At 52.1% G+C, this 12,795-nt stretch carries 13 protein-coding genes and 1 pseudogene; 5 read left to right on the forward strand and 9 right to left on the reverse strand.

Annotated features, from left to right (window positions below):
* The first annotated feature begins 88 nt into the window (after positions 1-88).
* Both ACA075_RS16965 and ACA075_RS16970 read left to right on the forward strand, forming a co-directional pair.
* Complete coding sequence (locus ACA075_RS16965; RefSeq protein ID WP_497294005.1) at positions 89-1,120, forward strand: D-cysteine desulfhydrase family protein; 1,032 nt, start codon at positions 89-91, stop codon at positions 1,118-1,120.
* Between the two features lie 151 nt (positions 1,121-1,271).
* Complete coding sequence (locus tag ACA075_RS16970) at positions 1,272-1,619, forward strand: pyocin S6 family toxin immunity protein (RefSeq protein ID WP_497294007.1); 348 nt, start codon at positions 1,272-1,274, stop codon at positions 1,617-1,619.
* A gap of 72 nt (positions 1,620-1,691) precedes the next feature.
* Here the strand turns inward: ACA075_RS16970 and ACA075_RS16975 are convergent.
* Positions 1,692-1,856 (reverse strand): annotated as a pseudogene (locus ACA075_RS16975) (FKBP-type peptidyl-prolyl cis-trans isomerase); the annotation flags it as partial.
* Positions 1,857-1,913: 57 nt separating this feature from the next.
* Between ACA075_RS16975 and ACA075_RS16980 the strand changes: the two are divergent.
* The gene (locus ACA075_RS16980; RefSeq protein ID WP_497294008.1) at positions 1,914-3,521 is read left to right on the forward strand and encodes a recombinase family protein; all 1,608 of its coding nucleotides are present in this window, start codon (positions 1,914-1,916) and stop codon (positions 3,519-3,521) included.
* 683 nt (positions 3,522-4,204) lie between these two features.
* The gene (locus ACA075_RS16985; RefSeq protein ID WP_497294010.1) at positions 4,205-4,606 is read left to right on the forward strand and encodes a hypothetical protein; all 402 of its coding nucleotides are present in this window, start codon (positions 4,205-4,207) and stop codon (positions 4,604-4,606) included.
* 373 nt (positions 4,607-4,979) lie between these two features.
* On the opposite strand, the gene ACA075_RS16990 is transcribed toward ACA075_RS16985, so the two are convergent.
* The gene (locus tag ACA075_RS16990; RefSeq protein WP_497294012.1) at positions 4,980-5,735 is read right to left on the reverse strand and encodes a recombinase family protein; all 756 of its coding nucleotides are present in this window, start codon (positions 5,733-5,735) and stop codon (positions 4,980-4,982) included.
* A gap of 81 nt (positions 5,736-5,816) precedes the next feature.
* On the reverse strand, positions 5,817-6,212 hold the full coding sequence (locus tag ACA075_RS16995; protein ID WP_497294014.1) for a hypothetical protein: 396 nt from the start codon (positions 6,210-6,212) through the stop codon (positions 5,817-5,819).
* Between the two features lie 427 nt (positions 6,213-6,639).
* On the opposite strand from ACA075_RS16995, the gene ACA075_RS17000 reads away from it, so the two are divergent.
* Entirely contained in the window at positions 6,640-7,041 is a 402-nt protein-coding gene (locus ACA075_RS17000) for a hypothetical protein (protein ID WP_497294016.1), read from the forward strand.
* Between the two features lie 183 nt (positions 7,042-7,224).
* Here the strand turns inward: ACA075_RS17000 and ACA075_RS17005 are convergent, their stop codons facing one another.
* From ACA075_RS17005 to ACA075_RS17030, 6 genes are all read right to left on the reverse strand, one after another.
* Positions 7,225-8,466, reverse strand: a complete 1,242-nt coding sequence (locus ACA075_RS17005; RefSeq protein WP_497294017.1) for a hypothetical protein — start codon at positions 8,464-8,466, stop codon at positions 7,225-7,227.
* A 135-nt stretch (positions 8,467-8,601) separates the two neighbouring features.
* Positions 8,602-8,775 carry a hypothetical protein gene (locus ACA075_RS17010; RefSeq protein ID WP_497294019.1) on the reverse strand — a complete coding sequence of 58 codons (174 nt, stop codon included), beginning with the start codon at positions 8,773-8,775 and terminating at the stop codon, positions 8,602-8,604.
* 138 nt (positions 8,776-8,913) lie between these two features.
* Positions 8,914-9,147 carry a hypothetical protein gene (locus ACA075_RS17015; RefSeq protein WP_497294020.1) on the reverse strand — a complete coding sequence of 78 codons (234 nt, stop codon included), beginning with the start codon at positions 9,145-9,147 and terminating at the stop codon, positions 8,914-8,916.
* Positions 9,148-9,194: 47 nt separating this feature from the next.
* The gene (locus tag ACA075_RS17020) at positions 9,195-11,414 is read right to left on the reverse strand and encodes a hypothetical protein (protein WP_497294022.1); all 2,220 of its coding nucleotides are present in this window, start codon (positions 11,412-11,414) and stop codon (positions 9,195-9,197) included.
* Positions 11,415-11,784: 370 nt separating this feature from the next.
* Positions 11,785-12,081 (reverse strand): hypothetical protein, encoded by a 297-nt coding sequence (locus ACA075_RS17025; RefSeq protein WP_497294024.1) that lies wholly within the window; start codon positions 12,079-12,081, stop codon positions 11,785-11,787.
* A gap of 27 nt (positions 12,082-12,108) precedes the next feature.
* Positions 12,109-12,630 (reverse strand): hypothetical protein, encoded by a 522-nt coding sequence (locus ACA075_RS17030; RefSeq protein WP_497294026.1) that lies wholly within the window; start codon positions 12,628-12,630, stop codon positions 12,109-12,111.
* Between the last annotated feature and the right edge of the window lie 165 nt (positions 12,631-12,795).

The following is a 12,795-nucleotide window of genomic DNA, read 5'->3' on the forward strand; positions in this document are numbered from 1 at the left end:
TTAAAGGAGTAATAACCGGCGATGCGTTTATCACCCGGGACTTTGTCCCTAGAGTCACTGTAATAAAGTGCATAACGAGGCGCCATTGATGCAAACCCTATTGGACACGTCACTCAGTTCTTTCGCGCGGGCAGACCTGTTGCAAGGTCCAACGCCGATTCAGCGCGCCGAACGCCTGGAACAACTGCTGGGTTTGAAGGCACAAGGCATCGGCCTGTTTCTCAAGCGCGATGATCACATGTTGATCGGCGGTGGCGGCAACAAACTGCGCAAACTCGAATTCCACCTCGGCGCGGCGCTCGCGGCCGGGGTCGACACGGTCATCACCATCGGCGGTCTCCAGTCCAACCATGCACGGCTGACAGCCGCCGTGTCTGCCCGCCTGGGCATTGCCTGCGAACTGATTCTGACCCGGTCGGTGCCAAAATCCGAAATGGACTACGAGGCGAACGGCAACGTCCTGCTCGACCAGTTGTTCGGCGCAGACATACGGGTGCTTGCCGGTGGCAGCGACTCACTGGCCGAGGCCGAGAAACGCGCCGCCCACCTTCGGGAAACCGGGCGCACGGTTCTGGTAATACCGACCGGGGGCTCAACGCCGCTGGGCAGCCTCGGTTACGCAAGTTGCGCAGCAGAGATCGCGCAGCAGGAAACGCAACTTGGTCTCACCTTCAACCAGGTGGTCGTGCCCAATGGCAGCGCCGGCACCCACGCCGGGCTCGCTGCGGGGTTCCAGTTGCTGGGTCGGGGAACGTCGATGGTCAAGTCGTATTCGGTCTTGTCTGATCGGGACACGTCAGCGGACAGAACCGCGCGACTGACTCAGGACGCACTGACGTTATTGGGCAGCAGCGCCGTCGTTGAGGCGTCAGAGATCGTGATTGATGGCAGTCAGCTGGGCGACGGTTACGGTCTGCCGACCCCCGCCATGCTCGACGCGGTGCGCCTGATGGCTCGCGCCGAAGGTCTGTTGATTGACCCGGTGTATTCCGGGAAAGCGTTTGCCGGGCTGTTGGGTGATATCAGGCAAGGACGCTTCCAGCGCGGTGACAATCTACTGTTTGTGATGACCGGGGGAACGCCTGGATTGTATGCGTATCGGGAGACGTTTCAGGTCTGATCCGAAAGTCTAGCGAGAATCTGTGGTGAGGGCGCCCCTTCCCTCATCATAATTTGGAAAAACGACCGAACATTCAGAAAAAACCTACATCCATTTAATGCCCGTTGATATAGCGTCCGCATCGTTTTCAAAAGTTGAAACAAGGACGCTCATGGCTAGCAAAACAGACACACCTGCGATTCAACACCCAGCGTCAGGCGACGGGCACCAGGCTTGCAACACCCACCAGAACCACCCGGGAATAGATCAGGAGACCCGCTATGTTTTTTGGATCAGTGGATTTTCAAAAGGTGATGATGAGGGTGACTTTTTAAGGTACGAGCTGACCGTCCTACCAGAATTTGAAGACGTGATAATGCGTGTACTGGGCTGGAACAATCTTGATGAAAGCGCCTATGGGGATTGTTTACTGACTGCCGAGCAAATCCAGCAAATCGCCATGACCATTGATGTGCAGCTACCGACTGACCTGGACCTTTTCATAGGCGTGCGGGAATAGTGGGGAAAACCGTTTGATTGCGGCGAGGGGCCTGCCCCCTCGCTGCACATACCCTTTCAGCCCGCGCGCCAATTAATCATCCCGCGTCAGCACTTCCAGCAATTCAATCTCAAAAATCAAATTCGAATTCGGCGTGATCGCGCCCATCGTCCGCTCGCCGTAGGCCAAATGCGCCGGTACCAGCAACTTGCGCTTGCCGCCCACCTGCATCCCCATAATCCCCTGGTCCCAGCTTTTTCACATGTAACACTCGCCTCTGATACCATATCGACTATCAGGCGCTGGGGCACACACATGCAAAAGAAACAGGCAATCTCATACGTTCGATTCTCAAGCGACCGTCAACGAGTCGGTAGCAGCGTTGAACGCCAAGAGTCCATGATTGCGGAGTGGCTGACCAAGCACCCGGACTTCACCCTGTGCGATCTGAGTTTCAAGGATTTAGGTAAGAGCGGATTCCACGGTGAGCACATCGAAGCTGGCGGTGGATTTGGGAAGCTTCTCGTTGCCGTTGAGGAAGGTGCTATCAAAGCCGGTGACGTGGTGTTAGTTGAGGCCATCGACCGTGCTGGTCGCTTGGAACCTCTCGACATGCTCACATCGATCATCAGCCCAATCCTGAAAGCTGGCGTGTCTATCATCACACTGGACGATGGCACCGAGTACACGAAGGCATCTGTCGGCGGCACTCAGATCTTCTTGCTTGTGGCAAAGATTCAGGCGGCACACGGCTACTCCCAGTCATTATCCAGACGTATCACCGACTCTTACACCCTCCGTCGTAACGCAGCCAAGAATGAGGGCACTACTCCCAAACGTATGACGCCCGTCTGGCTCAATAGCGATGGCTCTATCCGTGAGGACGTGGCGCCGTGGATCAAGATTGCGTTTGAACTGTTCGTATCCGGCATGGGCAAGGCCACAATTGCCAAACGGATGCGGGAATCTGGTGTTAAACGTCTAGCCAAATGCAGCGGGCCAGGTGTCAAAGGCTGGTTACAGAATAAGGCCGTGATCGGTAAGTGGGAAACATTAGCCGGTACGCCAGACCATCAGATCATCGACGGTGTGTATCCCGAAATCGTCGAACCTTCACTGTTCTACAAGGCCCAGATCCACGCTGAGAAAGTAAAGACCAAACGTCCGGTGAAGACGGCTAAACACTTCCTTGTCGGCTTGGTTCGCTGTGGCTCATGCGGCAAGAACTACATCATTCAGAACAAGGATGGCTCGCCCCATTCTATGCGTTGCCGGACCCGGCAGAACCTGAAGGACTGTGAAAACTCGCACATCGTACCCAAGCCTGTGATGGATGCGATCTACCGTTACACGTCTGTCAGGGCTACTGATGAAGCAATGGCCCAACAACAGATGGGCGTGAACGAGAAAGAAATCATCACCCATGAAGCCAAGCTGCTGGAGCTGAACAGGCAGTTTGAAAACCTTGTAGCGATGGTCAAAGAGTTCGGTCTTGACGACGGAAACAAGGAAGCCTACAGGCAAGCTAAGGAAGAACGCGAAGCAGCGGAGAATGCCTTAGTCATCTTGCGTGCAACCGCTACAACTCCATCAAACAGCTTCGTGAAGTTTTGGCAGGAGAAAGGCAAAGTGTCGGACCTCGAAAGAGACGATCCGCAACACCTCGCCGCCATGCTCCGCACTGTCGATTACTCAATCACGATCAACGCAGATGGCCGAATCACTTCATCACACTCCGATGTCACGTACAGATATACCGGTGTTGATCGCGGGGAGGACAAGTACAAGCTCATGTCAGGCGAGAAGCTGATTCTTGTTCCTAAGAAGGATTACCCAGAATGCGAACCCGATGCACCAGATGAACCAGCCGAGTCGGTTTGGACCGAGGAAGACTATGAAGATCTTCGGCGTCAACACGAATAACCGCGCCAGCACCTCTGACGAGCCCCAATGATGACGGGCTCAGCACCGTGCATCGTTGCGCAGAATTAACGACCTAGTATACATACTACCGGGGGGACACCCTCGCACTCTGCGGGAGGGTGAACACACAGCGGAGCTGTAGACGGGATACACCTGAAGTAGTCAGACGAAAGCGAACGCTTTCAACAGTACCCAACGTAGGACGTAGCACCTTCGATCTTCGATCAGACGACTACCCACATCGAATATTCCACAATCCGCTTCGCTTCTGCCTTTGCTCTTGTTTGTCGTGCACAACCGAATGCGGGAGCATTCAACAGGACACCCGTGAGCGAAGCTCAAGACAGTGCACCCTTTGGATTATGGTTATAATTTATTAATAGTTATCCTCTACTCTTAAACGTGACTACTGTCGTGAACCCCGTTCACTGGGAATCCAGTCGTTAGCTCACGCTAACCGTGCATACCGCTTACAGCTCACGCTGTACGTGCATCACTCCCCGAGCGATCCCCTACGGTATACATATTAGGTCCGTAATTCAGCGCAATCGGCGCCTACTTGTACCCCGTGTTTGCTGGACTCTGCACGAGTGCCCGGCGCAGCTTTAGCCCCAGGTTGAACCAGTGATGCACTACGTCGATATCGATACGGTAATCTCAAGCCTCACCCAAGGACGCCCGACATGAAATCACCATCTGACCTCAAGATCCTCAGCCTCATCTACAAGCTGTACTACGAAGAGTTTAAGAACTACATGCAGAGTGAAGACGTTCAGAACGGACGTGTGAGCAAGATTTACGTACCCATTAACTGCAAGATGATTGCGAAGGAACTGGATGTAGACGGCGACATCGTGTTTGGGCGGCTTTACTACCATCTAGAGCACAAGTACGGGTACAAGCAGGAGGACAGCACGAAGGTGCACTTCTTCACGCTGGGGGTTGAGACTGATAGGCACTGTGTGAACTTCCCGCTCCTTGCATCAGTGCTAGCAGGACTAGAGGACGAAAGCCGAAAGTTTCAGATCGCTACTTACACCGCCGCTCTGGCTGTCGTGGTAGCGGTCATCGCACTGTTTACGTAATGGCTCGCCTGCATCCAAGGGCTGTCACCCTGTAAGCCGAATGCAGGCGAACACGGCAGGATTGTACAGCAGCGCCTGTGCCCAATAGGACCAAGACCGTTCTCCACAGAACCCATGCCCCGCCGCCAAAAATTCGGGCCACTTGCACATCGGTTTGAGAATCTGGCGGGAAATATAATCCGGCGGTTTTTGGGGCGCTGCTAAGCGGTGCACAGACGGGGTGAATGGAAACCTGAGCTTTTCAAAAATAACCTTTGCCGCCCTTCCAGATCAGTCTACGAGACTCTACAACGCCACTCCAGGCGACCTACAACCGTGCTTGCTCTGGGGTCAAGGGTGTGACAGAGCGTCACTAGACTGGCCCTGCAGGACGTTACAGAACGATTTCTTTCGAAGGGAACGTGAGGGCCAGGTTCTCCATCACTCGCTTCACTTGCATAGACGACCATGATCCGCCCCGGCTTGTGGTGATGCCCTTCCCGTTCAGACAGTCAGCCACCTGTTGCAGTGTGCGACCACCCTTGCGGATACACAGGTCTATCGGATCACGCACTGATTCTTGCCACGAATTCACACGCTGTTGAATAGCCTCACTGGCCTTAGCCCGGTTGGCGTCGGTACGGCCTTTCTCCAGCGCCTCAGAGCGACGGGCGATCTTCTTGGCAGACTGGACGTCACCCTCATCAGCACGCTTCTGGAGAGCTGCCAGAGCTTCCTTGGTACGACTGGCAATGAACGACCGCTCCTGTTCTGCCAGTGCTGCAAACAAATGAAGTTGGAACTTGTCGGCCTGTGGCATCGTTGCCACTTTGAAATCCATTGCCTCATCCAGCAGACGGGCAATGTGGTGAACGGAACGGGACAGACGATCCAGCTTGGCTACTACCAACTTCGCACCAAGCTTCTTACACAGGGCTAAAGCCTTGGCACCTTCTGGACGATCCTCGATTGCCAGTTTGCCCGACACAACATCCACGAACTCACCAACGATGTTCCAGCCGTTCTGCTTGGCTGCACGGTCGATGTACTCACGCTGAGCCTCAAGACCCAAACCAGACTCGCCCTGCCCTTGGCTGGATACTCGGCAGTAGCTCACTACGTCGATAGTGTTTTGGGTGTTGGTGGTCATGTTCTCGCCCTCTGGAATCCGTCTGAGGGCCACTATAACACTCTCTGAACGGTCGTTCTAGGTTTGTTATAGGCATCTTCCCTATGCCTGCAAGAACGTCCACACGGCAATTCCGAACAAGATAATCCCGCTAACAGTCTTGATGACCTTCTCCCAGAAGCTCCACCGCTTCCAGAAAGGACGAACAGCAGCCACCACTGGTGCCTGAACAGGATTTGCCTGTGCCTGAACACGAGCGGCCTGCTCTGCCTGTCTCTGCATCATGCTCACGATGCGCGGCGTCTCGATTGTTATTTCATGTACAGGAGCCCGAGGCGATCCCAGCTTCGTAGGAAAGTCCTGAGACAGCACGGCGCTGATCCGAGCCAGTTCTTGAGACTCATTCCGCAACATCGCAGCCGTCGCTGCATCAGCGATTGGGTCGCCCGATAGTTCCTGTGGGCTCACTGGTTTCTTCAAATCTGAAATCGATGGCATGACACGTCTCCCCATGGGCCAATCCCCGGAGACAAGGTTTGCACACAAAGTGAGAGGCAGCAAGAAAAATATGCTTGACTATTGCAGCAAACAATGTAATGCAAGCAATTCCTTGCGATCCCTTGTAGGAAAACGGTGTTTCGGTGCGTAAATCGTCGATTCTGTGCAATTTAACCACCTTGAGCGTCCTCACAAGAAAAAGCTTAACCCCCAGCGAACGCGACTCCCTACGGAATGCGGGCTGTAGGCCAGACACTCAGTTAGGCCCAGGTCAATCGTGTGGTAAGCGTTGAGGTTTTGTGAGGTTAAATTGGGGTTATTCGGAGGTTTCCATAATCACTGTCTTCACTGACTGCCATCGTAGATAATCGCCACACAACAGGAGACGCACTGCCGTAGGTGGATGGGTGGTGACAAGGAGAACGGAATGAGTGGCTGGCAACGATTAGGGATTGTGTTGTGTGTGTTGACTGGCCTGTTAACCATCAGCTTCAAATATGACTCGTTCCCCACACAGAAGCAGGCATCCATGGAACATGGTGGCGACATTAGGTTCTGGATGAACTGCGATCAATATTTCCGAGACAAAGAAGCTGGGCGATCCACCACCGTAAATGAATGCTCTTATTATAGAAAATATGAGGTAACAGAAAGTCTGAGCAAAGTACTGAAAGCGTATAAGAGCAAGCTCGATACATTGCCCGATAGGCAAGTGAAGTTTGTCGCATATTACTTTGCGTGGTGGGTTGGGATTAACCTGAGCATCTACCTGATTGCGATTTCTACGAAGTGGGTCTACCGAGGCTTTCGCCCGAAGAAGGTTGAGTGAGTGCTTCGCCCTTGGTTTAGGACACTTTTCGAGGGTACAATATGGCTGCAAGCCACGTAGTATAAGGCCTGTAGCGATGTTAACTCGTCGGAGCACTACTATCAGAGATAGTTGCAGTAGGCGTGTTGCGTCTCTTTGGGCAACAGAAAGCCCCACCATTGCTGGCAGGGCTGAGTGTATATATCAGAACGGCGCTAAGTCTGGAGTCACTTCCCACACTGGGGCCACCATGGGGCGACTGTAGCCGATGTCAGGAGACTCACTGTCGAGCATGATGCTCAGGGTTGCCAGTACTCTTGCCGGGGCAGTCTGCACAACAGCCTTCCGCACTGTGAACTTGATCGGTGCGTATGCCGGGATACGTTCCAAGACTTCTGGCACGAAGTCTCCACCGTAGGCGTTAATTGTGTCGTAGTCGATAACTGGTGTGTTCCTGTCCACGAGAGTATCAAGAGCGACTTGCACATCGGTAACCGACTTACCGTGCAACAGATCGAATAGTGCACGTTCTTCAGATTGGTCAATGTCCCAGGAATTCCTGTAGCTCTTCAACTCGTTGATTCGCTGGATTTCGTTAAACACGTCTTGTAGCTCTGGACGGTATTGCACATGACGCTCCAGTTCGTGATAGAGAACATCGAAAAACTTGAACGTGTACCGTTTGATACCGAACGTACTCGCCAGTTTATCTTGCAAATGATTCTTCAGATTCGACAGAGCCACTGTCGTCATACCCGGCAATGCGGCCATGTGTTTACGGTGTTCTGGGTTGGCTGGGTCTAGGTTGTCGCTCAGCCAGTCCAAGTGTTTACTTCTCTGCGATGCCTGAAGCTTGGCAATACGGACAACATCATCAACCAACTGTTCGCCCAAGTAAGCAATCACTCGGTCAAGCACTACACCTTCCGGCTCATCACTGTAGATGTGATGCTTGGGCAGAATGCTTGTTCGGCTGATCTTCTTACCGTGTCCGTAATACTGCGTACCGTGAACCTTGTTCAGCTTCTTAGGGCTGACACACAAGTTTTCCGCACACAACAGACCAAGGGTGGTTGGACTCTCTACACTGGCGATGTGGGACAGTTCGAAGTTGCGTACTGCACCATATTGGTTGGCCTTGAAAGCATATTTCCACACTTCGTACAGGGCGACTACAGACTCTGCCGTGTGGCCTGTCAGCACTTGCAGCGACTGTGCACGCTTGCATTCTCTGGCGAGATAGAAGAAGAACGGTGTACGTCTGGCCTTGTCGAGCCTGTTAACACGAGGACGTTTCTTGTTCTGGGTCTTGGCGGAACAACTGGTTTGGCAATAGAGCTTCTTGGAAGTTGGTGCTACTTTGAACTGTTTCTTGCAATCGGTGTTCTTGCAGTAACGTGACTGACGTGTAGCCTTAGGCTTTGTTGTTTGTGTTGCTGTGGTCATGTTGTGTCCCCTCTGGGTTGACTGAATTGGATTTCTTTAATGTTGCGTCACTGGCGTGGCGGCATGATGGTGAGCAGAACGGTTTGAACTTCTTCGACGCAAAGACATGGAAGCAACACATGCAGGTGTAGTTCTTCATGCTGCAAGCCCCCGCGTTGCGTTCTGGGGGTCGCTATCGAATGACAGCACCCAGCGTGTGACTCCGTACTTCGTCTCAATGACATGTCGCCAAACCTTCTTGCCGCTCTCTTTCGCGATGGTGTATGCAACCGCCATCGCTTCAGCGGAACTGTTGTAGATTGTGTTCACTTGTTTCTCCTATATGTAATGAAGTGTCCTGTGGAGTGCTCTCGCACTGATGTAGGACACTGAATATGGCTGTATCCCTTACAAAACGTGGCTTACACGGCAGCGGCACTACTATCAAAGATAGTTGCAGTAGGCGTGTTACTTGGTTTGTTTGTAGGTAGCGCGTTCAATCGCTCGGTCTACGTATGACTTGATCTGTTCCCGCTCTTCAGCGAACTGTTGCTGTACATCGTTACGGTGATGCAAGACCAATTCTGCGGCGTAATACTTAGCCTGCTCAGTGGAACGGTCATAAATGAAAGCGCCCATGCCGAACATGGCAATGATTTGAATCACTGTTGCAATTACAAGTGCGTGAATTATGGGATTCATAAATGCTCCTTAGCTAGTTGGGAAAGCCTGCTGTGAACAGGCCATGTTTACTCTACTTCTGTACCGGCACCTGCGTTAGCAGTACTCAAGGTCTTAGCAATTTGCTCATCAAACACTTGCTTCGCTCCCTTGGCGATATCTTCGGCAGTTGCATCAGTCTTCGCTGTAATGTTGATCGTAACAGGCGCTGTGATAGTGCTTGTTGTAAGTTCGTTCACGGAAGTAGTAGAGTGCTGTTTCGGCACTGGGTAATTAACCTCCGACTGAGATGCAGCACGTTTCATCGCTGTCGATGCATCGAATGTCTCAAATACATCAGGACGGAAACGACGATACTGCCCATCGGCCATATCACCCACATCGAGGTTCTTGATCAAGTTATCCAGCTTTAGTGAAACAGCACTAAGTCCAAACAAGTCTTTCTCTGGAACTTTTACACCAGACCAGCGAGCTTTGTTTTCAGCAGCACTTTCCTTGGAGTCCTTACCACCTAGAATACGATTCCAGAAGTTGGACACAGGGTCAGCAGCGTTAGCATTCAGCCTTTGCTGTTCAGTTTGTGGAGTAGTGTTCTGATTCGGCAGAGTGATAATCCCATCTGCACCACCGGCTGCGGCTAGTGCGGCGGCTTTCTGCTCTGGCGTCTTGTCATTACCGTCCACATCTTTACCAGTGATAAACCGAACAAGGGCGGTCTTGAACTGAGTTAATCCAATGTCCAAGTCCAGGAACAGGGCATTAATCGGCTTCATTGCTTCAGCTAACTCACGCTCTGCCTGAATACGTTCGTGAATAACATCCTTCAGCTCTTGGCTGCTGTTCAGATTGTTGTCATTCATGTACTTGGCGTTATCAGAACGGGTCTGATCAGCGTCAATACTCTTCATCTGTTTCGCTAGAACGTCTTGGTTGGCACTGAGGTAGTTCGCCATACCCTGATCGAAGTCTTTCGCTAGGATGTTTCCCTTCGTGACTTGCTTCTTGAACCAGCCTGCTTGCTCTTCTGGCTTACCTTTGAACTTCAAACGCTGAGCAGCAGCGGCACGGATAGAACTAGCTACAGGACCACCGATGGCGTCGAACAAATCGTTTACATCAGAGCCTTCCGGCTTGCCTTTGGCCCTGATCTGGCCTAGCTGATAAGCCGCTCTCTTCTGGGCTTCCTTATCTAGTGCAGCGGCCCTAAAAACTGCTGACTGGTCTTCGTAAATTTTCGTGGCCTGTTCCAGTGTCTTACCGAGGGCTACTTGTCCTGCGACAAAATTGGCGTAGACCTTCGCGGACTCTACAGACAGTTCCATACCGTACTTGTTGGAAATCTCAACGAACTTGTCACGACTGAACTTCTGGTTCAGAGGGTTCTTCCCGCCGCTTGTCTCTAGGGCTGTGTTGAACTGCTCCGCTGTACTGGCGTCTGTCTGGCGTTGCTTGATTCGTTCGTTGGCGTATGCCACTGCACTTGTTAATGCGTACAACGCAGCGCCCGCAGCGCCTAGAGCGATTGAGAACGAACCTAGGCCGAAGTCAGCACTCTTGGGATTGTTGCGGTTGGCCTCCCAGTGCGTCTGACGAGATGCTGCCCAGTTGAATCGCTCTGCCCTCTGCTCGTGCGACTCTGCCTGACGCTGTTCACGTAACTTTGCCTGCTGTTGGCCTGCTGCAAACTTCTGAGCCTGACGTTGACCACGTTCACGAGCTTCATTCAGTGCAAGTTGAACTCGCTGGGTAGCTGTCATGCTCTGCACATGCTTCTGTTGAAGCGTTGCAGTCTTAACCTGTTGTTGGGCCAATCGTTGCTCTAGACCGGCTTGACGGGCCTTAGCGGCTGCCAGAGTGGATGTATTCTTAATTTCCTGGCCTTGGGCCTTCAGTCGTTCAATGTTGGCTTTGTGAGACTTGGCTTCAGCTACAGCCGTTTGCTGCTTATCCTTGATTGCCTGAGTTGTAAGGAAAGCACTCTGCTTGGCTCCTGCAAACTGTAACTTCTGGCCTGCCAATTCCGCTTGGAACGTATAACGCTTGGCCTTGGCTACAGCCGTTTCGAGCTGTAACTCTCGGTTCAAGTTGTGGCGGATCGATGAATCTTGCTTCTGTGCACGCTCTTTCGGCCCTACTCCAAGTTTCTTGGCGAACGCATCAGCTTGTGCAGACATGCGCTTCATACGTTGCTCAACTTGGTTCAGGCTGGCGTTGAAGCGATGTAGCCCAGATAGATCAACTTGGAAGTTAAGTAACCCCGAGAGCTTGGCGATGTTCTCATTGATCATCGGCTTGCACCGTAACTACGCCCCGATTGCACGTGCCCTTCTAAGTGTGATTGCACAACCTCATGGAAGTGCTTGCGAGCCGTGCCACGGTATAACTGAGACTCTGTGTAGCTCCCGGTCGCTCGGTACTCCGACAAGAAGCTAAACGCAATCTCAGTTACCACAAGCGGGCCACTCACTAGGAATAAGAAGCCATCTTGAACTTTCACCCAGACTGATGTGTATCGGGAGACGCTAGACATCAAACGCATACGCTCTCTGAGAGCCTTGTTGAGCTTGCGTGGGCTGAAGTTGTCTGTAACTGATAGCAGGTATGCCATACGGTGTGTATGGCCGTCTAAGCGGCGCAGGTGATGCTGCAGAGTGTGTGTCATTGTGTTCCTCTCTCTGGTAATACGAGAACCCAACTGTTAGCTGGAATCCCGTACATGGTCACTGGAAGTTGGAAACTATGCGACATATGCTCCGGGTGTTCCCGGTTGTATGCAGTGACAGCTTCCGTAATTTGTTTATCTGTGTAATCCGCCGAGGACATGACCAACGTGATCGTGTTCTTACCGTCGTCACTCTTCACAGACTTGGAGAGTGATACAACATCAGCAGGCTGATCCACTTGTGGTTGATTAACCCACTCCAACAGCGGATTAGTTGGATTGTATCTCAACATCAGAATCCTTGTAGTAGCGTCTAACACTTACTTGACCCCTTTCAATGCAGCCCTAACCTCAGCTTCAAGTTCTTTTTCAAGTTCCTCATCAGCGGACTTAGCTGCTTCTTCACGCTCTCTGAGAATCTGAGCCTTACGTTGAGCAACAGTTTTCGCAATGACTGCCTCATTGGCCTTTTCAACTCGTGCACGCAGTTCTTCTTCGGCCTCTTTCAACACTACAACTAAATCAGCCTGAATCTCGCTATCAGGTTTCAGGAGATATACCATGTGCTGCATCCCGTAACTTGAGGCCGGTGTATCGCATCGCTTATAGCCCTGTGAAATCTTGTCGAATACCAAGCCTAGAAGTGCATCGATACCCAAAGCGGTGAACTCAACTACAGCTCCACGGTACAACTTCCGGGGAATATTCCCGTGCCTGTTAGGCTCAGCACCGAAAATTTCTCCATATCCGCCAACACGGCTAAGGTATGCACGTTCCGCTTCAGCTTTACATTCAGCAATCATCTGTTTTGTTACTGTGGTCAATACGTTACTGTTACTCATTTTAATTCTCCATTAATGTAGTGTTACCCGATTAGCGGGCGTAGTGATTCGCTGATCAGAGTTGATCAGTCGTTATGTTTTCAGTGTTAGTGTGCGAAGTACGAATTACCGAGCGGGGTTGGGCCAGTGCAGCTTCACTGCAAACAGAGGCACTTGAAGCGCTTC

This window comes from Pseudomonas sp. LBUM1663 (assembly GCF_059695905.1).

What these genes read in the sequence shown, in the direction of transcription:
- ACA075_RS16970 (WP_497294007.1), top strand. Translation starts at nt 1,272, where the DNA reads ATGGCTAGCAAAACAGACACACCTGCGATTCAACACCCAGCGTCAGGC.
- ACA075_RS16985 (WP_497294010.1), top strand. Translation starts at nt 4,205, where the DNA reads ATGAAATCACCATCTGACCTCAAGATCCTCAGCCTCATCTACAAGCTG.
- ACA075_RS17025 (WP_497294024.1), bottom strand. Translation starts at nt 12,081, where the DNA reads ATGTTGAGATACAATCCAACTAATCCGCTGTTGGAGTGGGTTAATCAA.
- ACA075_RS17005 (WP_497294017.1), bottom strand. Translation starts at nt 8,466, where the DNA reads ATGACCACAGCAACACAAACAACAAAGCCTAAGGCTACACGTCAGTCA.
- ACA075_RS16990 (WP_497294012.1), bottom strand. Translation starts at nt 5,735, where the DNA reads ATGACCACCAACACCCAAAACACTATCGACGTAGTGAGCTACTGCCGA.
- ACA075_RS17015 (WP_497294020.1), bottom strand. Translation starts at nt 9,147, where the DNA reads ATGAATCCCATAATTCACGCACTTGTAATTGCAACAGTGATTCAAATC.
- ACA075_RS17020 (WP_497294022.1), bottom strand. Translation starts at nt 11,414, where the DNA reads ATGATCAATGAGAACATCGCCAAGCTCTCGGGGTTACTTAACTTCCAA.
- ACA075_RS16995 (WP_497294014.1), bottom strand. Translation starts at nt 6,212, where the DNA reads ATGCCATCGATTTCAGATTTGAAGAAACCAGTGAGCCCACAGGAACTA.
- ACA075_RS16965 (WP_497294005.1), top strand. Translation starts at nt 89, where the DNA reads ATGCAAACCCTATTGGACACGTCACTCAGTTCTTTCGCGCGGGCAGAC.
- ACA075_RS17030 (WP_497294026.1), bottom strand. Translation starts at nt 12,630, where the DNA reads ATGAGTAACAGTAACGTATTGACCACAGTAACAAAACAGATGATTGCT.
- ACA075_RS17000 (WP_497294016.1), top strand. Translation starts at nt 6,640, where the DNA reads ATGAGTGGCTGGCAACGATTAGGGATTGTGTTGTGTGTGTTGACTGGC.
- ACA075_RS16980 (WP_497294008.1), top strand. Translation starts at nt 1,914, where the DNA reads ATGCAAAAGAAACAGGCAATCTCATACGTTCGATTCTCAAGCGACCGT.